The sequence below is a fragment of the Ruegeria sp. HKCCD8929 genome (genome assembly GCF_013031405.1).
Classification (GTDB): domain Bacteria; phylum Pseudomonadota; class Alphaproteobacteria; order Rhodobacterales; family Rhodobacteraceae; genus Ruegeria.
This window is the reverse complement of record NZ_WPZY01000023.1, coordinates 34,849-56,420: the sequence shown is the minus strand read 5'-3', so window position 1 is coordinate 56,420 and position 21,572 is coordinate 34,849. Positions and strand designations below refer to the sequence as shown.

Sequence of the window (21,572 nt, the reverse complement as noted above, 5' to 3'; positions counted from 1 at the left end):
GTTTTCCGAGCCGTGAATCACGCAGAGCAGCGAAAATCAATGCATCCTGACCCTAGCGGTCCTGAGCGGTCCGATCTCAGCACAGGATAGTGCGGCGACCGATACGCCAAATTTCTTGGTCATCTGGGGCGATGACATCGGATACTGGAACATCAGCGCCTACAATCAAGGCATGATGGGCTATGAAACGCCCAATATCGACCGCATCGCCAACGAAGGAATGCTGTTCACTCACAGCTATGGGGAACAATCGTGCACCGCAGGCCGGGCCTCTTTCATCACGGGTCAATCCGGGTTCCGCACTGGGTTGCTGAAGGTGGGGCTGCCGGGCGCCAAGGAGGGCATGTCACCCAAAGATCCGACAATTGCCGAATACATGCAATCCAAAGGGTACATCACCGCACAATATGGTAAGAATCATCTGGGCGACCGGGACGAGCATCTGCCGACCAACCACGGTTTTGATGAGTTCTTCGGCAATCTCTATCACCTGAATGCCGAGGAAGAGCCCGAAAACGTCGACTATCCCAAAGATCCGGCCTTTCGGGAACAGTTCGGGCCGCGCGGCGTGATCAAGGCCTCGGCCGATGGATCGGTCGAAGACACCGGCCCGTTGACCCGCAAACGGATGGAGACCATCGACGAAGAGGTCACCGCCGGGGCGCTTGACTTCATGCAGCGCGCCGTCGATCAGGGCAAACCGTTCTTCCTGTGGTACAACACCACGCGCATGCATATCTTCACGCACCTCAAAGAGGAAAGCCAGGGCGTCACAGGCCTGGGCGTCTATCCGGACGGCATGGTCGAGCATGACAAGATGGTGGGTCAGATACTCGACAAGCTGGATGAGCTTGGCATCGCCGACAATACCGTCGTGATGTATTCCACCGACAACGGCGCCGAGGTGTTTTCCTGGCCGGATGGCGGCACAACCCCGTTCAAGGGTGAGAAGAACGACAACTGGGAAGGCGGCTATCGCGTTCCGATGATGATCAAATGGCCCGGTGTCATCGAGCCCGGCCGCAAATCGAACCAGCTTATCAGCCATCTCGACTGGTTCCCGACCTTCATGTCGGCACTCGGTGACGGAGACATGAAGGAGCGCATGCTGACCGAGGCTCCGTTTGGTGAGGAAAACGAACCGGTTCACCTTGATGGTTACGACTTCATGCCCTTCTTCAAGGGCGAAGAGGAAATCGGCCCGCGCCGCGAGTTCATCTATTTCTCGGATGGCGGCGATCTGGTGAACCTGCGCTACAACCGCTGGAAGATCGTTTTTGCGGCGCAGCGCTCGGAAGGGTTTGATGTCTGGCAGGAACCGCTGATTTTCCTGCGCCTGCCTAAGATCATCGACCTTTATGCCGACCCGTTCGAGCGGGCACAGCACGAGTCCATCGGATATTCCAAATGGCGCCTGGACCGCACCTATCTTCTGGTTCCGGCGCAGGCGATCGTTGCGAGTTTCCTTGGCACCTTCAAGGATTACCCGCCGCGGCAAAAGCCCGCCAGTTTCTCGATCGATCAGGTTCTTGAAAATCTGCAATCTGCGTCGGCAAGCCGTCAGTGATCAGGTGATCACAAGTCACACCAACACGTGGCGCGGGATTGCCCCGCGCCGTATTCCCAACAAAAGAGATTGCTCATGAACATGCGCCTGTTGGCCACTGCGGCCCTTTCGGCCTTGCCGTTTGCCGCTTTGGCGGACCCGCTTCCATCGTGGAATGACACACCGACAAAGGCTGCGATCATCGCGTTCGTGGAACGGGTGAGCGATCCAAACACCGCCGAGTTCGTGCCCGAAGAGGCGCGCATCGCAACCTTCGACAACGACGGCACGCTCTGGGGCGAGCAGCCGCTTTACTTTCAACTGATCTATGCGCTGGACCGATTGCGAGAAAAGGCCGAGGCCGATCCGTCCATATTGAAATCCGATGCCCTGAAAGCCGCTGCCAAAGGTGATACCGATACGGTTCTGGCCAGCGGGCAGGACGGGCTGCTTGAAATCCTCAATGTCTCCCACTCGGGCATGAGCGTCGAGGCGTTTCAGGGCGACGTGGCCGATTGGATCGCGACCGCAAGACATCCGACCACGGGCATGACCTACAACCAGATGATCTATGCGCCGATGTTGGAACTGCTGGACTATCTAGAAACATCGGGCTTTCAGACCTGGATCGTTTCGGGTGGCGGCATTCACTTCATGCGCGCTTTTGCCAGCGAGACCTACGGCATCCCGGTCGAGCGCATCATCGGCTCGGCCACCCCAACCCGGTACGAGGTGGTGGACGGAGTCCCGGTGATCATCAAGGATCCCGGTATCGCCTTTGTCGATGACAAGGCGGGCAAGCCGGTCGGGATCGACTCGCATATCGGCCGCCGTCCGATCTTTGTCGGCGGCAATTCCGATGGCGATTTCCAGATGCTCGAATATGCCACCGCAGGCGATGGCCCGGCGCTTGGCGTGATCGTGCATCATACCGATGCGGAGCGCGAGTTTGCCTATGACCGCGAGAGCCATATCGGAAAGCTCGAAAAAGGCTTGGATGAGGCAGAGCAGCGCGGCTGGGTCATTATCGACATGCAGAACGACTGGGTAAGAATATGGCCGCAATGATCCCACCCCGCGACCAGATTGATGCCCTGCGGGGCCGTATGGGTCAGTCCATCATCGGCCAGCGCGACGTTGTCGAGCGCCTGCTGATCGGTCTGCTTGCAAACGGTAACCTGCTGGTCGAGGGCCTTCCAGGGCTGGCCAAGACGCGGGCGATCAAGGCGATGGCGAAGAACCTGGAAAGCGATTTTAGCCGCATCCAGTTCACACCCGATCTGCTGCCATCCGACGTGACCGGCACGGATGTCTATTACCAGACCGATGCGGGCGGCGCGTTCCGTTTCGAGGCCGGCCCGATCTTTGCCAACATCGTTCTGGCCGATGAAATCAACCGCGCGCCGGCCAAGGTACAGGCTGCCCTATTGGAAGCAATGGAAGAACGGCAGGTCACCGTGGGCGGCAAGACCCACAAGATGGCGCCATTGTTCATGGTCATGGCCACACAGAACCCGGTCGAACAGGAAGGCACCTATGCGCTGCCCGAGGCGCAGCTGGACCGCTTTTTGATGCATGTCCTGATCAGCTATCCGCCCGTTGAAGACGAGGTCAAGGTCATTCGCCTCGTGCGCGACGAAGAAATCGCGGCGCAACGCGATGCGCCAACCGAGAACAAGCCTGCATCGATCCCGCAGCAGGCGATCTTTGCCGCCCGGTCCGAAATCGGCGCGATCCATGTCTCGGACCTGATTGACCGCTACTTCGCCGATCTGGTGCAGGCCACCCGCTCGCCCGATCTTTACGGGGACGACCTCAGCCGCTGGATCGAGGTGGGCGCCAGCCCGCGTGCGTCCATAGCGCTGGACAAGTGCAGTCGAACCCATGCTTGGCTAAACGATCGCGATTACGTCGATCCGGCGGATGTGCGCGCCATTGCGCCGGATGTTCTGCGTCACCGGTTGGCGCTCAGCTATGAGGCGCATGGCGAAGGGGTCAGCGCTGACCGGGTGATCGACGAGATACTGGCGCAGGTCGCCCTGCCGTGAGACGCAGATGTTGAACCGCAACGCATCGCAACGATTGGGGCAGGTTCGCCCCCAGCCCACGCAAACCGACGATCCGCGCGTACGCGTGGACGTGGCACATCTGCGCGCGCTCGAGGCTCGGGCCAGGGCGCTGCGGTTTCTGCCGCGCCAACCGGCGCGGTCGGTGCTGAACGGCCGCCATGCCTCGCGGTTGCGAGGACGGGGGCTGAACTTCGAAGAGCTGCGTAGCTACCTGCCTGGCGACGACGTTCGTTCGATCGACTGGAAAGTGACCGCCCGCACTGGCGAGCCCTATGTCCGGGTGATGACAGAGGAACGCGATCGCCCGGCGTTGATAGTGGTGGATCAGCGTATGTCCATGTTCTTTGGCTCGACGCACAACATGAAATCGGTCACCGCGGCTGAGGCGGCAGCGTTGTCGGCCTATCGCATCTTCGATCAGGGTGACCGGGTGGGTGGCATCATCTTTACCGATGACAGGATTGCCGAAATCCGTCCCGCCCGAAGCCGCGCGGCGCTGTCGCGTTTCATTGCCGTTCTGGCCGCGGCCAATGCGCAGCTGCATGCCGACGCGCCCAAGGTCGATCCCATTCGTCTGACCGATGTATTGCGGTCGGTTGCGCGCATCGCACCGCGCGACCACCTGTTCATCGTGCTCAGCGATTTTGACGTGATCGACGCCGAGACCGAACGCCTCGTTTCGGGCCTGTCACGCCGCAACGATCTGGTTATCGGGTTGGTCACCGATCCTTTTGCACAGGACCTGCCGCGCGATCTGTCAATCATCATATCGAATGGTGAGTTGCAGGCAGAAATCCGGACATCCGACAGCCGGCAACATGCGGCGCTGACGGAGTTTGCCAGCGGGCGCGTGGCACAGGTTCTGGATTGGCAGCGCCGCTTTGGCGTACCTGTTCTGCCGCTGTCCGCAGGTCAGGAGACGTTGCCGCAAATCCGGCACCTGATGGGGCTTGGGCCGGGATGAACGAAACCGAAATCCCTGCCGACACGTCACTTGTCGAGTTGCTGGATCAACTGGTGGTTCCGGAACTGCCTGCGCCCATTTCGATGGTGCCCCAAACCATGGGCTGGCCGATTGTAGGCGCTGTGCTGGTGCTGCTGCTTACCTATGCGCTTTGGCGTTGGTTTCGGGTTTATCGCGCCAATGCCTATCGCCGCGCGGCGCTGGCAGAGTTGGCCGGGGCAGGGGATGACCCGGCGCAAGTGGCTCGCATTCTGCGCCGGGCGGCGCTGGCAGGGTTCGACCGCCGCGATGTCGCGGGCCTGCGAGGGCGGGATTGGATCGCGTTTCTTGAAAAGACCGGCGGCGAGCCTTGGGAAGAGGTCCTGAAGGAACCGTTGTTAACAGGCCCATACCGGCACTACGCCACAATCGCGCCACGGCTGACCGCTCGCGCTGCGCGTTGGATCAGGACCCATGACCGCGAGGCGCCGTCATGATCCAGCTGGCGTTTCTCTGGGCGTTTGTGCTGCTACCCGCGCCCCTTCTGATTTGGCGCTTCGTGCCGCCCCATCGCGAGAAGGTCACAGCGCTGCGGGTGCCGTTTTTCCGGCAGGTTGCGCAGGCTCTGGGGCAGGAGCCTCGTGCGGGCGCGATTATCCTGTCGCGCACGGCAGTACAGATGATCACGGCGGCGCTCTGCTGGGTGCTGATCGTGATCGCGCTGACCCGCCCTGAACGTGTTGGCCGCCCCATTGAGATCGAAAAATCCGCACGCGATATGATCCTCGCCATCGATGTGTCCGGGTCCATGGACACTGTGGATTTCATCAATGCCGAGGGCGAGAAACTGCAGCGCTTTGCCGCCGTGCAGGAAGTCGTGCGCGACTTCGTCACGGGGCGCGAGGGCGATCGGGTGGCGTTGATCGTCTTCGGCTCCAAGGCTTATCTGCAATCGCCGCTGACCGCAGATTTGCAAACCATCGTCGATCTGCTGGATCGCACGCAGGTGAGCATGGCAGGGCCGCATACCGCACTTGGGGATGCCATCGGTCTGGCGATCCACACCTTCGAGGCCAGTGCAATCGATGAACGCGTGCTGATCCTGCTATCGGATGGCAGCGACACCGCCAGCCGAATGGACCCGGTCAATGCCGCAGAGATCGCCAGCGACAACGGCGTCACCATCATGACCATCGGCGTGGGCAACCCGGACGCTTCGGGCGAGGACAAGGTTGACCTTGGGGTGCTCGAAGACGTGGCGGACCGCACCGGCGGGAGCTATTTCTTTGCCGCCGATCAATCGGCGCTCGGCGAGATATATGACAGGATCAACGCGCAAACTCCGCGGCAGGTCGAAACCCTGTCCTATCGCCCCCGTCAGGCGCTGGCATGGATTCCGCTCGGCTGGCGGCACTTTTGGGGAGCGCTGCCCTTGGCTGGATGATACTTGGAGCCCGACACGGGCGGAGGGCGCGCGCATGACTGACCTGTGGCTGGCCCTGTCGGTGTTTCATTTCCTGCGCCCCAGTTGGCTTTTACTGGTGCCGGTGCTTCTTGCCTTGTGGTGGCTGTCGCGCCGCCGCCACCGCGGCAAGGCCACAGGCACCGAGGGCATCGCGCCGCATTTGCAGGCGGCGATACAGGTCGGCTACCCCGAGGCGCGGCGCATCCGCCCCGTCGACGGTGTGGTCCTCACGTTGCTCTTGTCGGTGCTGGCGGCGGCTGGTCCGACATGGTCACGCCAGCCCAACCCGCTGGTGGCGCAGTCGGCGCCTGTGGTGGTGGTGTTCAAGGTCACTGCGTCGATGGAAAACACCGACCTTGCCCCAAGCCGCCTTGAGCGCGGCAAGCAGAAGATCCGGGATTTTCTGGATCTGCGGGCCGGGGCGCGGTCGGCTCTGTTGGCTTATGCGGGCAGCGCCCATGTGGTTGTGCCCATGACCGAGGACGCCTCGATCATCCTGCCCTATCTGGAAGGCCTGTCGCCCGAGATCATGCCCAAGGACGGTGCAAGCCTTGCCCCGGCGCTGGAGCGCGCGCAGGACTTGTTGGAGGGCGAAGGCGGTGGCGCGCTGCTTTTGGTGGCGGATGCGCTTGATCCGGCGGATGTTGCCACTGTCGAAGACATTCCGATACCGGTTTCGGTCCTTTCCACAATGCCCGAGGGCACCCGTGACCGCGGGCTGGATGCGCTTGGCGGACGCGTGATCGGCGTGCGGCCGGACGATGACGACATCCTCCGCCTGGACCGCGCGTTGAACGCAAGTTACCGCCGGAACCTGCTGGAGAACTCCGATGACCCATGGCTTGACCGTGGTCCGCTGCTGGCATGGCCTGTCGTGCTCTTGCTGCTTCTGTGGTTCCGGCGGGGCTGGACCATGCAATGGGCTGCTGCTTTGGCAGTAATGCTGGTCTGGACGCCGGACCAATCCCGCGCCGAGGGCGTGGCGGATTGGTTTTGGGCCCCTGACCAGCAAGGCCAGCACGCCTATGACCGCAAGGAATACAGCCGGGCCGCCGATCTTTTCACCGACCCTTTGTGGCGGGGCTGGCCCCTTTATCGTGCGGGACGGTACGAGGAGTCGGCGCTGATCCTTGAACGTGTCGAAACCGCACAGGCCGCCATGATGCAGGGCCTCGCCAATATCCGCAACCATGCCTACCGCGACGGGGTGCGTTCGTTCGAGACGGCGCTGGCGCGTGATCCGGACTATCCTGGTGCGGCGGAAAATCTTGAGACCGCAAAGCGCGTTGTTGCCTATATTGAGGCGGCGCAACAGGCGCAGGATACTCGCGATCAGACCGAATTGCGCCCCGATGACGTAACCTATGATAACGAAGAGAACAAAGGACAGGAGCTTCAGGTTGAACTGCCGCAGGAGGGCGCCGATGGTGCAGGGTTGCAAAGTGCCGAGCAATGGATGAACTCGGTGGACACCGAGACAGGTGAGTTCTTGAAAATGCGGTTCATGCTGGAAGCGGCGCAGGCACCCGCTGGGGAAGGGCAGGGGGCAGTCAATGAGTAGGATGTGGCTCTTTGCGGCTCTGTTCACCGGGACCCTGCCGCTGGCCAGCGCGGCGCAAGAGCTGTTTCCCGGCTTCAGGTCCAACGCCGAAATCAAGGCCGAAGAGGATAAGGCACAGGCCGAAACCGCCGGCGAGGAGACGCAAACTGCAACACCCGATGAACCAGTTCTGCGCGCCGAGCTGTCAGAGACTGACGTCGTTCCGGGGCAGGCGCTGGACCTGCGCCTGACGCTGTTGGTGCCGACCTACATGCCCAATCCGCCAGTCATCCCGGCGTTTGATCAACCCAACCTTAAGATCGACTCACCCGAAAGCGGATCGGGCCCGGTCACCGAGATCATTGGTGGAGACAGTTGGTCTGGCATCACAAAACGATACAGGATCACGCCTCTGGTGCCCGGGCGCTTTGAGGTTCCGTCAATGGACATACAGCTGACCTGGGCTGATCCGGAAACCAACGCCCCGGTCGAAACCACCGTCACGGTTGCCGCGCAGAGCTTTACCGCGACGGTGCCGGAGGGTGCCGCGGGGCTTGATCCCTTCATCGCGGCCCGGGCGCTGTCGCTGACGCAGGCGATTGAGGGGGACGCCGACGCGTTGCAGCCCGGTGACAGCCTCAGCCGCACGCTGACGGCAGAGATAACTGGCGCCAGTGCAATTTTGCTGCCCGAGCTGATGCCCACGGGCGAGATTCCGGGCCTAGCCACCTATCCCGACAGCCCGACCGTCTCCGATCGGGATGAATGGGGGCAGATCACTGGCACCCGTGTCGAACGCATGGTCTATGTGGCGGAAAGCGGTGTGACAGGCAGCTTGCCTGCTGTTGCCATCGACTGGCTCAATCTGGAAACCGGTCAGGTGGAAACCGCCACCGCCGAGGTCGTGCCTTACGCTGTCAAAGGGCCGATCCTGCCGAACACCGGGGACAAGCGGTATCTGGTGTTCATCGGAGTTGCTGCGCTCCTGATCCTGCTGGTTCTGCTCTGGTCCGTCCGGCGGCTGTTTCTCCGGCAGAGCAACAAAGTATCCGCGCCCGCGACAGAAGCAAGCCTTTTTCGCGCGCTCATGAAGGTGGTGAAAGCCCGCGATCTGGCTCATCTTTACGGGGCGCTGGATCAATGGGCGGTCATGGTGTCGGGGTCGGATCCCCGCTCCCGGACCGATCTGCAGCAGGCCCTGACCGGGATCGGGGCCGCCGCTTATAGCCGTGACAAAGCCGATGCCAATGCCGTATGGGCGGCACTTGAGAAAACCTTGTCTGCCGCCCGCCGCAGCAAAAGCTCCAGAACCGCGTCGCACACGCTGCCGCCACTGAACCCAACTCGCGCAACCTGACCAGCAAAGGACCGCAATGCGCCTGCTCATGATCGCCACGCTTGCCCTCGCAAGCCTCGCCACCACGGCAGCGGCCCAGCTTGCGGGCTATGTGGGTTCCGGGTTTTTGCGGACTGCCACAAGGTCGAAACCGACGCGTGGAGGGGCTCGCATCATGCCAAAGCCTGGACAGAGGCCACGGCCGACAACGTTCTGGCCGATTTCGACGGCACGGAATTTGTGCTTGGTGACACGCGCGCGCGCTTTCGCATTGGCCTGGACGGCACCCGCTATGCCACCGTGACCGAACGCGACGGCGCGAAGACCGACTATCCGGTGCATTCGGTCATTGGCGTCGAACCTCTGCAGCAATACCTGATCGAGACCGCGCCGGGTCGCCTGCAGAGCTTTGACGTGGTTTGGGATACCGAGCGAAAGGCGTGGTTCCACCTGTATCCGGACCAGAACGTGCCGCCATCGGATGGTCTCCACTGGACCGGGCCCTACAAGAACTGGAACGGGCGTTGCGCCGTCTGTCATGCCACCGGGTATGACGCAGGCTATGATCCTGATACCGAGACCTATCGGTCCACGCAGTCCGAAATCGGAGTCGGATGCGAGGCCTGCCATGGTCCCGGTGCCGGACATGTCGAATGGACCCGAGGCGACGGGGAGGCGGCCCGCATCGCCAATTCCGGATTTCCGGCCGATCTTTCTACGCCCGAGGGCCTGATCCAGCAATGCGCCGGATGCCATTCGCGCCGCGAAGCCTTTTTTGACCACAGTCCCGAACCTGGAACGCCATATCACGACGCCTATAATCTGTCGCTGTTGCGACCCGGATCGTACTACCCGGACGGGCAAATCCGGGATGAGGTCTATGTCTAGGGCTCGTTCCTGCAATCTAAGATGTACGCCAAGGGTGTGACATGTTCCGATTGTCACGATGCGCACTCTGCCCAAATGATGGCCGAGGGCAACGCGGTCTGCACTCAATGCCACAACCCGGCCGGAAATCCCCGGTTCCCCAGCTTGCCGCTGGGCGAGTTCGACAGCCCCGCGCATCACCACCACCCTGAGGGCAGCCCCGGTGGGCAATGCAAATCCTGCCACATGCCCGAGCGGGTCTATATGGGAAATGACTGGCGCGCCGATCATTCCATCCGCATTCCGCGCCCCGATCTGACCGAGGCAACGGGGGCGCCTGATGCATGCACCACCTGCCACACCGACCAAAACCCGGAATGGGCCGCCGCGCGGATACGTGACTGGTTTCCGGACCGTGCGCAGCCCGGTGTGCATTTCGGACAGATTTTGGCGCGCGCCGAACTCAATCCGCGCCTGGCGTCGGACGATCTTGTGGAACTCGCCCATGACGATCAAGCCCCGATGCTGGTCCGTGCGACGGCCATCTGGCTGATTGGCCAGACTGCTGACCCGGCCACCATCGACCGGGTCGCGGACCTGGCGGCCTCCCCTGACGCCACTCTGCGCACCGCAGCGGTCGAGGCCATGCGCAGCCTGCCCGGCCATCAGCGTGTGCAAAAGATGCTGCCGCTTCTCGATGATCCCGCACGCAACGTGCGGATCGCGGCTGCGCGCGGGTTCTATAATGCGCCCATTGCGCATATGCCGGACAGGATCGCCGCGTCTTTCCGAAAAGCCCTTGCGGAATGGCAAAACGCAATGGCCGCACGTCTGGATTTTCCGGAAACGCATCTGCAACTGGGGGGCTTCGCCCCGACCACACGCAACCTGCCCGCAGCGGAGCGGGCCTTTGAAAAGGCGGTTGAGCTGGATCCAAAGCTGGTCGATGCCTGGATCATGCGCATCCGCATTGCCGCGATTTCAGGTCAGCAAGACACCATGCACGCATTGATTGACGCCGCGCTGACCGCAAATCCGGGCGATCTGAGTCTGCAAAACCTGATTGCGGAACTGACCGGGGCGCAAGTGGATTTGCTGCCACCTGTTGCGGACCCAGCCGAATAAGTCTCTCGCGTTTCATTTTTGCGAGTTTTGCGTATCCTGCGCGGCAGTGCGAGTATTTTGATGGCTTCAGGTCTCAATCGCAGCAGCGCCCTTACGCATCGGGACAAAGCAGCAGCACACCCGAATAACGTTTCCGAGCCATCACCTGCATTACAGGTCTTTCAATGGAGTTCAATTGCGATTCAACCATGGGAAGTGTTTAATGAATCAAACGACGCATTGGGCGACTACGGCGCAAGAGGTCCATTCCCGACATTGGATGAAGTTCGCTCTGTGCGTGTGATGTAACTGGACCGGGGTCTGTCTGTGCCACGATAGGCAGAGAACACGCCCGAAGAAAAAGCGAGCCGCTGTGTTGACGCGTTTAGGTGCACTTTGGGCAGCTCTGATTGCGACCCCAGTTCTGGCCGAACAATCGTTGGAAAGCGAAGCGAGCGACCCGACCGCCTCGCTGATGGCATTTCAGTTGCAGAATTTCTACGCGCCGAGTTTGCACAACAGGTCCGGGTCGCAGAACTTGCTACAGTTCCGCGCCGCGATCCCCTTTGAACTGGGGTCAACCAACCATATTGCGCGCCTGACACTGCCCTATGTCACGCACAACTCTGGCGGCCAAACAGGCTTTGCGGATACCACGCTGTTCAACCTGACGACCTTTGATCGTGAGTGGGGGCGTTTTGGCGTCGGAGCCGTTGCTTTGCTGCCCACGGGCACCGATGGCCTGAGCGCCGAGAAATGGGGGTTGGGTCCTGCCGCCGGCTTCGTGGCGCAGACCGACTGGGGGCTGTTCGGACTTTTTAATCAGAACATCTTCACGGTGGCGGGCGACGACGCGCGCCCGGATGTAAACCTGTCCACATTGCAGCCGATCCTGAACGTCGAGCTTGGGTCCGGATGGTCGGTTGGAACGTCGGAAATGACCTTTGTTTATGACTGGGAGCGCAGCGAATTCACCGCCCTGCCGGTGGGGATCAAACTGTCCAAGCTGACGCAACCGGGTCGCTTGCCTGTGCAGTGGCAGCTGAGTTACGAGCGTGATTTCTATGATCGGGGTACAGGTCCCCGGGATACGATTGGCCTGACGGCGAAGCTACTGGTGCCGAAATAGTGGTTCGCGCTGGTGCCATCCGCCTCAGAACGACATGATCCGTTCGACGACCCAGAAGGTTGCGACTGCGCCGATGCCATAGCTGACGGTCGTCCCCGCCAAACTGCCGGGTGCACGCCACTGCGCCAGAGCCCGCGGTGACGCGGCACGCAGCAGCAGGGCAGCCATTAAAACGCAGCCAACAAAGGCAAGCTGCCCGGCCTCGACCCCCAGATTGAACGCGAGCAACGCTATCACGATATCTTGCTCTGGCAAGCCGATCTCACGCAGCGCGCCGGCAAACCCCAAACCATGCAGCAACCCGAAGGCAAAGGCGATCAGCCAGGGAAAGCGCTCGGATAAGCGTTCCTGCCCCGAGCGGGACTTGAGCGTTTCGACGGCAAGAAACACAATGGATAGCGCAATGACGGCCTCGACTGGCGGGCCGGGCACGGAGATATGCCCCAGCGCCGCCAGCGCCAGCGTGATGGAATGGGCAACCGTAAACGCCGTGATCGCACCGACCAGGCGCCAGAAATTCCGGATCAGCAGCAACAGGGCAAACACAAACAGCAGGTGGTCCCACCCTTCGAGGATGTGCTCAAATCCCAGTGCCAGATAACTGCCAAACACGCTTAGAGTGCTGGGTTGAGCCGGAACAGCATATTCGGCCTGATCCGGAGTCAGACGGATTGTGGAGGTCGCGCCGTCGAGCGCCTCGATCCGCAACAGAACATCTGTGCGCTGCGCAGGCAGCCCCGATATGGAAACCGTTTTCCCCTCCAGTCCTTCGGGGCAATCCGAAACCCACGCGGCGATCCAGGCAGAGCCGTCAAATCTCGACCCCGGTCCGGTCATCGGGGTGCAGGTTGGCGGAAGCTGTAGCTCGATGTTCTTCGGCCTGCCTGCGACGTCGGGTTTGCGCCAGAAAACCTGCCACGTGTCCGGGTTCAGCTGCCGCATATCCACAAAACCGGGTTCCAGTGCGTGACCGAACGCTCCGACGCCGGGAAGCAATACCAGCAGCAATGTCAGCAGGAGCCGTTTGATCACTGGCCGATCCTCGCCGCTACATCATCCGCCGACGGGGTAGAGACGTCATATTTCGATTTCAGCGCGTCAAACTGAGCTTCGGAAAGCTCGGACTTCAGATCGCGACGCCAATCGAACAGGACGTCATCGCGGATCTGGTCAAAGGGTGGCAGGAGGGCGGGTTCGGTTGTGTCGATACGGACAATGTGAAAGCCGAAGCTGGAGGGAACCGGTCCGGCCCACGTGCCTTTGGGCAGCTCCTCAAGGGCAGCAAAGAACCCGCGGCCAAAGGTGGCATCAACCTGCCTTGCTGTGCTGAGCGGCTGCGCAGAAGGCAAGAGGCTTGCGCTGGCGAATTGCGCGGCGTTGGTGCCGCCGTTCAGCGCGGTAAGCATTGCGTCGATCTGCGCCGGATCGGGGGTTGGCCCCAGCCCCACCTGTTGGAACGCCACCCGGCCGGGCCGCATGAACCGCGCGCTGTTCTCGGCCAGATGCGCCTGGAGAACTGAGTCATCCGGTTCAGTGGATTGGGCCAGCGACAGAGTCAGAAACTCCATCTTCTGGGCTAGCCGGTTACGCACCACGCTGTCGCCGCGGTCCAATCCTAGGGCCCGAGCCTCGCGTACCAGAACCTCTTGACGCAGAAAAGCGTCTTGCAGCCCGTCCAGTTCCTTAGGCGTGGGCCGGCGTTGCCAGGTCGATTGAAACTGATCGATCAATCGGTCAATGTCCTGATCGTCGACGATGATCCTGTCTGTGCTGTCAGGCACGGCGGGCGCAGGGTTCAGATAGCTGAACCAGGCGAATACCGCGATGCCCAGAAGGAAAAAGTGGAGCAAGGGCTCTTTGAGAAAGGACATGCCGGACCGCGTTTGGAATTGAATGGCGGACAGGCGCGGAAACGCCTGCCCGATAGGCCTAGCCCGGTGTGTACCAGATCGGCGAGGTATAGGCGCGATCCTGAACCGCGACCGGAATGTCGTCCGGAACGTCCACGCCAAATATCTTGGCGTCATAGGTGGTCCAGCGAGGCGTCGGGATCTCGATCACGCGCACATAATAAAAGGCGCTTTGGTCCGGATCGAATTCCGGGTCCTGCCAATAAGCCTCCAGCATCGGTGCGCCGATTGCATTGGTATAGGTGGCGTTGTCACCATCGACCGTGTTGCCGACCGGTTTGTCACAGCGGTTGTTGGCCGTGGTGCCACGATTGTCTGAGCAGGCGACGTCATGGATTGCCTCATGGGTCTCACCTTCAGCATCCAGCCATCCCTTGATCACCTGCACCCGGTCCAGATTGGCGCCGTCCGGGTCGCGCAGGGCGCGGATCAGCAAGGCCGGGGCGGCACCGTCCTGCGCGGCGGCCAGGTCGCCACCCATCGGGACACCGGCGGCATAGCCATGCGTCGCAAAATCCGGTCGGGCCAGATCGCCCTCGACAAAGTCATAGCCCGCAAAGACCCGGACCCGCAGCCGCGTTCCTGTGGTGGCATAGACCTCACGCCGTTTCATCGCGTCCCAGATCGCCTCTCGCGTGTTCTCACGTGCCCAGACCGCAGCCAGGCCCGATGCAGAGCTATAGGCCGCGGTTATGTCGTCCGAAGGATCGTCTGGCGTCAGCGCTCCGGTGATCGCCTCGTCCATGCGCACGGGATCATTGGTCGGCTCCAACGCCGAGACCTTGCCAAAGAAATTGTCTTCGGTCGACGTCGACAGGCCCGTATGGCTGTCGGTCGATCCTACCAGGCCGAATTTGAATGGATTTACCCCCAGATCGCGCCGATAGGCGAGGCCGCGTTTCAGAGCCTCGCGCGCATATTCGCGCGGCAGCATGTCGGGGGTCTTGAGCTGCGGTCCAAAGCTGCCCTTGTCCCAGGTTTCGAAATCCGCAAACTCATCCTCGGGAGACAGCAACGGGTGCGCCTCTCCGTCACCTTTCATCTGGGTCACCTCATAGATAGGCTCCCACCGCTGGCGGCGCGTGGCGTAATCCGCGCTGAGCGGTGCGCCTGAAAGCGTGACGTCATCAAACATCAGCCCGTTGGACAGGTTGCCGTTGTGGGCAAGGGCTAGAACCTGCCCGCCGGTCGTGTCTTCATAGGCTTGCAGCCAGTCCCACAGCTTTTCCGGGTCCTCCGTGTCGTATGCGGACAAGGGCACCACCTGATCAGCCTTGTCCTTACCGTCCCGGAAAATGACATTTCGATGCAGGTTGTTGCCATTCGGAGCGGTGGTCCATTCAAACCCTATGAAAGTGGTGAACGCGCCGGGCTGGTTGTGGCGTTCGGCGGCTTCGGTTGTTTTGGCCCAATAGCTCTCCATCAGACCGGTGTCTGCCATCGGGTCCGCCGCACCGGGTGTATTCACCTCGTTGAACCAGATCCCATAGGCATCACGCAGGGCATCCATCGTCCGGGGGGCGAACGTCTCGCTGATCGAGCGGCTCCAGTCATTGGCCTGCATAACGGCATCGCCTGAGGTCAGCGCGACGGGCAGACCGAGGTTTTCGGCATGGTCCGTTACCACCAGCCAGTCGAGTGGACGCTCAAGGCGTGCGGGTATGCCCAGTGACGAGGTGACGGCCTCGCCCTGGGCGAACCGATAGGCGTCATCCGGGGACAGTGTGGCAAGAACCAGCCCTGCATCCGCCGAATAGGCCGTGTGTAGATGGGTGTCGCCGAACAGCACCTGATTGGGAAAATCCTGTTCGAGATACGGCGAATATCCGGCGCTTTCGGGGGGCACCGGAATAACCTCTTGCGCCGCAATCGGAGAAGCTGTGAGGACGAAAGGGATGGCTTTCAGCCAGCTAAACTTACGCATTGTGACCTCCGCTATCGATATGCAATCCTGATTGGGAATCGGTACGTATGGTAAAGACTTCGTATCGTTTCATTTTGTGCAAAAGAGTGGGGCGTTGCAACCATTTGGCGAACCGCCAAGCCATCCTTGCGGCAGAAGGCACACGGAAAAAGCCCGGTCTGTTACGCTGTTGTGTGTCACTCGTTTTGACTGGAATGTTTCGTTAAACCGAGCCTGAATGCACGGCATTCTAGGCTTGAAACGGATCACCAAGCGTCTGTCCGTTAGCTTCAGGAGTGTGCAGAATGACGTACCTCAAACACCTTTCAGCAACAGCATTTTTCCTCGCGGCTTTGCCCGCCGGCGCGCAGGTTAACACCGACGGCGGCACCATAGATCCCGCCGAAACGGCACGGTTTTTCAGCCAGCCAGGATACTCTCCTTACGCGGGACGCCCGTTTCCAACCCGTCCACTCTGGGGTGAGCAGCATCTGCACACGTCATGGTCGGGTGATGCCATTGCCGGAGGTACCCGGATTGGCCCCGATGAGGCACTGCGCTTTGCCAAGGGCGAGGAAGTGATCTCGACCACCGGGCAGAAGGTGCGCCTGTCGCGGCCTTATGATTGGATGGTCATCGCAGACCATTCCGACGCGCTGGGGTCGATGAACAAGGTACAGGCAGGAGATCCAGCATTCATGGCGGATCCTCTGCTGAAGAGTTGGCACAACAAGATGCAGCAAGGCGGCAGCAGCGCAGCCGAGGTGCTGATGGAGGTCATCACTCTGCAGGGCTTGGGAGAATTGCCGGACATTATCACTGATTTCGACACGCAGCACGACATCTGGCGTGACCAGACCGCGATTGTCGAGAGCCATAATGACCCCGGCACTTTCTCGGCGATTATCGGTTATGAATGGACGTCGAATTTCGGCGGCGGTAACAACCTGCACCGCAACGTCATCTATAGGGACGGCAAGGACAAAGCCGACATCGTGCGGCCCTACACGACTTTCGAAAGCGACATTCCCAACAAGCTGTGGGAGTGGATGCAGGTTTACGAGGACACGACCGGGGGTCGGGTCCTTGCGATCCCGCACAATGGCAACCTGTCCAACGGGCTGATGTTCGCCACTGAAACCCCGGACGGACGGCCGATCGACGCGGAATGGGCGCAGGCACGCGCCCGGTGGGAGCCGTTATACGAACTGACCCAGTCCAAGGGCACGTCCGAACAGCACCCCTCGCTGTCCCCATCAGACGAGTTCGCGGATTTCGAGATCTGGGATGCGGGCAATCTGAACGTGGTTCCCAAGGAACCGGGTATGATCGAGTTCGAATATGCTCGCCAAGCCCTGAAACGCGGTCTGAAGCTGCAAGACGAATTTGGGGTCAATCCGTTCAAGTTCGGGCTGGTCGGATCGACGGATTCTCATACCGGTCTTTCGACGGCTGAAGAAGAGAACTATTTCGGCAAGTTCCCGGCCAGTGAGCCGGGCCCGGAACGGTCGACCGGCAACGCGTTCGACTTCGAGGGCCGCATCGTCAAGGATTGGCAATTGGGTGCTTCGGGTTTGATGGCAGTCTGGTCGTCCGAAAACACCCGTGTCGCGATCTGGGATGCGATGAAACGCAAAGAGGTCTATGGCACCACCGGGCCACGGATCACCGTGCGGTTCTTTGGCGGCTGGAACTTCGCCTCCCATGACGCGCTTGGCCGCAACCCCGGGGCTGTGGGATATGCCAAAGGCGTTCCTATGGGTGGCGATTTGCCACCGGCGGGAGCAGGGACCGCGCCGTCGTTTTTAGTCGCCGCGCTGAAAGACCCGTATTCAGGAAATCTAGACCGTATCCAGATCATAAAGGGTTGGGTCGATGACGCCGGGGATATGCACGAAAAAATCCATGACGTCGTTTGGTCCGGCGACCGCGCGCCGGATGTGGATGGCAAGTTAGCCTTGGTTGGCTCGACTGTTGACGTTGCAAATGCGACCTGGTCCAACACCATCGGCGCGCCAGAACTAATCACCGTCTGGACCGATCCCGATTTCGATCCTGCGCAGAAAGCGTTCTACTACGCGCGTGTCCTTGAAATCCCGACGCCGCGCTGGACGGCCTATGATCAGGCCTATTACCCAGAGGCCACGTTCGGCCCCGAGGTGCCAATGACGCTTGTCGAACGTGCTTATACCTCGCCTATCTGGTATACGCCGGAAGGATAGGTTGCATTGCGGGCTCAGATGCTAATTCGGTTTCTGAATGGCGCCGTGGGTCAGCGACGTTGAAACTAAGGCGGTCAGCGTAAGCAGCCGATATCCACCTTCGTCTGCTTCGCTGTCATCCGTAACGCAGTGCATTCCAAATCCAAACGAAAGGCTGCCTTGGTGATACGGCCCCGGACCGTCCTCAGTTTCGAATGTCAAACACGGTCGAGGTATCATCACCAAGGCACTGGCACTGCTTGATCACCTCTATGCTAAGAACCGCAGACGGTGCCAATAGCGGGGATTGATACATGTTGAAAGGAACGTGCCATTGCGGCGAAGTTGGCTGGACTCTCGAAACTGCACCAGAACTGGTCACGGCCTGTAACTGCACAATTTGCCGCCGTTACGGAGTTCTCTGGGCCAATGGTTACATCGGCCATGACATTCAAACGACCGGGCAATCCAATGCTTATCGGCGTCGCGATGGCGGAGATATCCATTTCCATTTCTGCGCCTATTGCGGATGTGTGACGCATTACGTTGCGTGTTCCGAGGACGAAAACGGGCGCAAGCGGACTGCTGTGAATGTTCGGATGTCTGACCCCTCCGCAATCAGTGAGCTTCCAGTCCGCCACTTCGACGGGCACGACAGCTTCAAGGAACTTCCACGTGACAGCCAGAAGGTAAAGGACATGTGGTTTTGAGGTGCCGGCGAAATGGGGCCTTCACACACCCGAAAGGGCGGCCCCAGATTCGGACAGGCAGAACGATACTGAAATAGCGGTTGATGGTCCCTTGCAGTCTATCGCGCAGCGTTGCTTCTACCGAACATGCGCTTCAGAGTGTCATCACGCCGGATCCACTGATGCCAGATCAACGCAATGGCAATGTGCCCGGCCACCAGCAACCCCAATATCCACCCCATTTCGCCGTGCCAGTCCGCTGGCGCCCGCATCCATGTCACATGTTCCTCACGATCGGGGAAGACGGAAATGCCGAGAAGGTTGAAGCCCTTTTTGTTGCCTGCCGCTGCAAGTATTCGGACAGCGGGAACAACGACCATCAGCGTGTAGAGTATGATATGACCAGTGACTGCCACTCGCCCCATGACCCCGGAGTGACGCGGTCGGCGAGACATATTCGCAAGCCCCCAGACTCCGCGAACGAGAACCAGAAAAAACAGCGCGATGCCGAGGGGTAGGTGGTAGCTCCAGAGGATCCGCCACATGATATGCCCGCGTGGCAGTCCCCAATGGGCTGCGGCAGACAGAAACTGCGCGGCGAGCAAAGCGGCCATGCCCCAGTGCAGGGCGCGGGTCACGCGGTCATAGGTTTCAGGCCGGTCGGCAGGGCGGCTCATTTTCTTCTCCGGGCTGCGGGCGTGCTGCCATGTCTATTGTTTAAGGGGGTGGACGGTCCAGTCGCGCATGAAATCCGGTCTTCACGCTCTCCGGTTGCCAGATAAGTCGGCGGCTGGCACACTTCCGCCATTGGTTGACGGATTTGATGATGCAGACACGCCAGACGGAAAATCTCGCCAACGCCGTCCGGCTTCTTGTTGCGATGGGCGGGTTCGTTTCGGCGCCGGGACCCAAAACCGGCCTTTCTGTTTACGACGCCATCCGTAAGATCGCTGCTCGTCCGCCGAAGTCGCTCAAAACCATGGCGGACGAACTGACCGAGGCCGCTGGTACCGCTTTTGCCAGATTTCCTGACACGCCGCGGGATGCGGACATCCTCTTTGTTCAGATGGTCGAGGTCGGTCTATTGACGCCGCAGGAGATCGCCGCCGAAGGCATGGATGCCGCGGCATGCACCAGGGCGATGCTCGCCAAGCTCACCGAAAAGACCGATCCGACGGGTGAAATGCGCCGAACCGGGATGCGCACGCTCTTTGCCGACATCACGCAGGCCACCCTCGCCCCTCTGCTCGGCTCCAAGGAATACGCCGCCGACCTGACGCCCGCTTACATGGCGGAGAGTCTACAAGCAGCGCACCGCACCGAGCGCAAGATCGAGAATGTCGCCGCAAAGCTTGACAATCTTGCGGCCCAGTCACGCGACACCCTCGACGCCCTCGCGCTCCGTTTCGGCGAGCTAACGCCCGAAGCGCTGCCACTCCCCGATCTGCGCACCTTCCTGATCGAGAAGGCCCGCGATTACAGGGATCTCCGGCAAGAAGTTGAAGCGCTTCGCGGTACTGCTCCACGCATCGACAACGTCCTTTCCGCAGTTGAGGCCACAATCGAGTCACTGGATCTCGACGAAGCCGAGCGCCTGTTGGCATCCGTCCGCGAAACCAGCGCCGAGGCGCTCCGCAAACCGTTAGAGGACAATGCCAGAGTGATGGAGGCTCAGGCTCGGATCGCGCTGATGCGCGGGCGGCCGGAGAGGGCGTTTACCTTGTTGTCGAGCGCGGCCGACGGCTTTGCCGCGCTTGACCCGCTGGAGCCGTCCCGGCGGCGTCTTTCATATGCGCGCGCGTTCTACGAATATGGTGAACGCTTCGGCGGACCGGTGACCGAATTGGCCGAGCGTGTGGCGCAGGCAATTCTGGGCGTTGTCAATGACGCCGATTCAGTGATCTTTTCCGAGGCACAAAACGTGCTGGGCCTTTCCCTTCTGTCACAGGGCCGCTACGCGGCGGACGCTCATGGCAGCGACCTTCTGGAGCGCGCGGTCGAGGCGTTCACCATCGCGGGCAGGGTGGCAGAGGGACATCTGCGTGCCGCCGCGCTCGACAACCTGTCGCTGGTTCGGATGACGCAAGCGCATCGGGCAGCGCCCCCTGACCGCTCGGTTTTGCTGCGCAGTGCGATCGAAGGATCGCAGGCAGCAATCGAACTCTTTGGCGATGACCGGCTGTCGGTCGCGCGTGCCCTCAACAACCTCGGCAATGCGCAACTGATGCTGGCCGACGATTTAGAAGGTGCTGAGCTTGATGAGGCGCTCGACCGCGCCTTTGAGGCGCTTGACCGCGCCACGCGGCTTTTTGGCGAGCTTGGCGATATCATGAACATGGCCGGCGCAAGGTTTGGTGTGGCGACGGTGATCGAGCGGCAGGCAACGGTCCGGGATGACCCGGCACGCCGAAAGCATGCCATCGATGAGTTCAGCCGTGCGCAGCAGTTCTACCGCGAGCATGAGATGCCGCAGGACGCCGCCATGGCCGCTGGCGCGCTTGGATCGGCGTTGCTGAAACACGCCACGAATGCACCACCGGAACATATCGTCCCACTGCTGACTGCGGCAGAGGCCGCACTTGCGGAGGCCGCAGAACACTACCGGGAGACGGGGCAACCCCTGGTCGAGGTCGCGCTTTTGCGCAAACATGCCATCTCGGAGGAGATGCGCGCCCTGGCGGAGCCACCGTCGGAGGCAGCGGATCTGTTGCGCCAAGCGCAGGCGCGCCTCAGACGAGCGGTGGACCTCGGGGCCTCTGGCCTCGAAGCGGACAAGCTTCACGCGGCGCTGGAGCGGATAGAAGGCAAGCTTTCTGCGCTTTCCTGACGGCTCGGCGGAATACTTGAAAACTCCATTTTTTGAACCGGTT

Annotated in this window: 18 protein-coding genes; 14 read left to right on the top strand and 4 right to left on the bottom strand. The window is 61.0% G+C overall.

Features of this window, described 5'->3' with window-relative positions:
* The first annotated feature begins 115 nt into the window (after positions 1-115).
* The 11 genes from GOX53_RS22700 to GOX53_RS22655 all read left to right on the top strand — a co-directional run bounded on the left by GOX53_RS22700 (position 116) and on the right by GOX53_RS22655 (position 11,999).
* The gene (locus GOX53_RS22700; protein WP_371810401.1) at positions 116-1,567 is read left to right on the top strand and encodes an arylsulfatase; all 1,452 of its coding nucleotides are present in this window, start codon (positions 116-118) and stop codon (positions 1,565-1,567) included.
* Positions 1,568-1,648: 81 nt separating this feature from the next.
* Positions 1,649-2,614, top strand: coding sequence for an HAD family phosphatase (locus GOX53_RS22695; protein ID WP_171180471.1), 966 nt, complete (start codon positions 1,649-1,651; stop codon positions 2,612-2,614).
* The gene (locus GOX53_RS22690) at positions 2,614-3,594 is read left to right on the top strand and encodes an AAA family ATPase (RefSeq protein WP_371810404.1); all 981 of its coding nucleotides are present in this window, start codon (positions 2,614-2,616) and stop codon (positions 3,592-3,594) included. The genes GOX53_RS22695 and GOX53_RS22690 overlap by 1 nt, the downstream gene beginning before the upstream one ends.
* A gap of 7 nt (positions 3,595-3,601) precedes the next feature.
* On the top strand, positions 3,602-4,579 hold the full coding sequence (locus GOX53_RS22685; protein ID WP_171180453.1) for a DUF58 domain-containing protein: 978 nt from the start codon (positions 3,602-3,604) through the stop codon (positions 4,577-4,579).
* Positions 4,576-5,055, top strand: coding sequence for a DUF4381 domain-containing protein (locus tag GOX53_RS22680; RefSeq protein WP_171180451.1), 480 nt, complete (start codon positions 4,576-4,578; stop codon positions 5,053-5,055). The genes GOX53_RS22685 and GOX53_RS22680 overlap by 4 nt, the downstream gene beginning before the upstream one ends.
* Entirely contained in the window at positions 5,052-6,002 is a 951-nt protein-coding gene (locus GOX53_RS22675; protein ID WP_254446705.1) for a VWA domain-containing protein, read from the top strand. The genes GOX53_RS22680 and GOX53_RS22675 overlap by 4 nt, the downstream gene beginning before the upstream one ends.
* Positions 6,003-6,036: 34 nt before the next feature.
* Positions 6,037-7,584 (top strand): VWA domain-containing protein, encoded by a 1,548-nt coding sequence (locus GOX53_RS22670; RefSeq protein ID WP_171180449.1) that lies wholly within the window; start codon positions 6,037-6,039, stop codon positions 7,582-7,584.
* A complete protein-coding gene (locus GOX53_RS22665; protein WP_171180447.1) occupies positions 7,577-8,920 on the top strand; it encodes an LPXTG cell wall anchor domain-containing protein in 1,344 nt (447 codons plus the stop codon). The genes GOX53_RS22670 and GOX53_RS22665 overlap by 8 nt, the downstream gene beginning before the upstream one ends.
* A 219-nt stretch (positions 8,921-9,139) precedes the next feature.
* Entirely contained in the window at positions 9,140-9,787 is a 648-nt protein-coding gene (locus GOX53_RS29890) for a multiheme c-type cytochrome (protein WP_371810400.1), read from the top strand.
* 21 nt (positions 9,788-9,808) lie between these two features.
* Positions 9,809-10,891 carry a HEAT repeat domain-containing protein gene (locus GOX53_RS29885; protein WP_254446704.1) on the top strand — a complete coding sequence of 361 codons (1,083 nt, stop codon included), beginning with the start codon at positions 9,809-9,811 and terminating at the stop codon, positions 10,889-10,891.
* Between the two features lie 352 nt (positions 10,892-11,243).
* Positions 11,244-11,999 carry a hypothetical protein gene (locus GOX53_RS22655; protein WP_371810399.1) on the top strand — a complete coding sequence of 252 codons (756 nt, stop codon included), beginning with the start codon at positions 11,244-11,246 and terminating at the stop codon, positions 11,997-11,999.
* A gap of 24 nt (positions 12,000-12,023) precedes the next feature.
* Here GOX53_RS22655 and GOX53_RS22650 read toward each other — a convergent pair whose 3' ends face one another.
* From GOX53_RS22650 to GOX53_RS22640, 3 genes are read right to left on the bottom strand one after another with little or no spacing between them, the layout of a single operon-like run.
* The gene (locus GOX53_RS22650) at positions 12,024-13,031 is read right to left on the bottom strand and encodes a HupE/UreJ family protein (protein WP_371810398.1); all 1,008 of its coding nucleotides are present in this window, start codon (positions 13,029-13,031) and stop codon (positions 12,024-12,026) included.
* Complete coding sequence (locus GOX53_RS22645) at positions 13,028-13,870, bottom strand: peptidyl-prolyl cis-trans isomerase (protein WP_171180445.1); 843 nt, start codon at positions 13,868-13,870, stop codon at positions 13,028-13,030. Before GOX53_RS22645 ends, GOX53_RS22650 begins: the two co-directional genes overlap by 4 nt.
* A 58-nt stretch (positions 13,871-13,928) precedes the next feature.
* Complete coding sequence (locus GOX53_RS22640) at positions 13,929-15,833, bottom strand: DUF3604 domain-containing protein (protein ID WP_171180444.1); 1,905 nt, start codon at positions 15,831-15,833, stop codon at positions 13,929-13,931.
* A 284-nt stretch (positions 15,834-16,117) separates the two neighbouring features.
* On the opposite strand from GOX53_RS22640, the gene GOX53_RS22635 reads away from it, so the two are divergent.
* Together GOX53_RS22635 and GOX53_RS22630 are read left to right on the top strand one after the other, a co-directional pair.
* Positions 16,118-18,034, top strand: coding sequence for a DUF3604 domain-containing protein (locus tag GOX53_RS22635; protein ID WP_171180443.1), 1,917 nt, complete (start codon positions 16,118-16,120; stop codon positions 18,032-18,034).
* Between the two features lie 293 nt (positions 18,035-18,327).
* Positions 18,328-18,723 (top strand): GFA family protein, encoded by a 396-nt coding sequence (locus tag GOX53_RS22630; protein WP_171180442.1) that lies wholly within the window; start codon positions 18,328-18,330, stop codon positions 18,721-18,723.
* Between the two features lie 98 nt (positions 18,724-18,821).
* Here the strand turns inward: GOX53_RS22630 and GOX53_RS22625 are convergent, their stop codons facing one another.
* The gene (locus GOX53_RS22625) at positions 18,822-19,379 is read right to left on the bottom strand and encodes a cytochrome b (protein WP_171180441.1); all 558 of its coding nucleotides are present in this window, start codon (positions 19,377-19,379) and stop codon (positions 18,822-18,824) included.
* Positions 19,380-19,768: 389 nt separating this feature from the next.
* Between GOX53_RS22625 and GOX53_RS22620 the strand changes: the two genes are divergently transcribed.
* The gene (locus tag GOX53_RS22620) at positions 19,769-21,529 is read left to right on the top strand and encodes a hypothetical protein (protein ID WP_171180440.1); all 1,761 of its coding nucleotides are present in this window, start codon (positions 19,769-19,771) and stop codon (positions 21,527-21,529) included.
* The last annotated feature ends 43 nt before the right edge of the window (positions 21,530-21,572 follow it).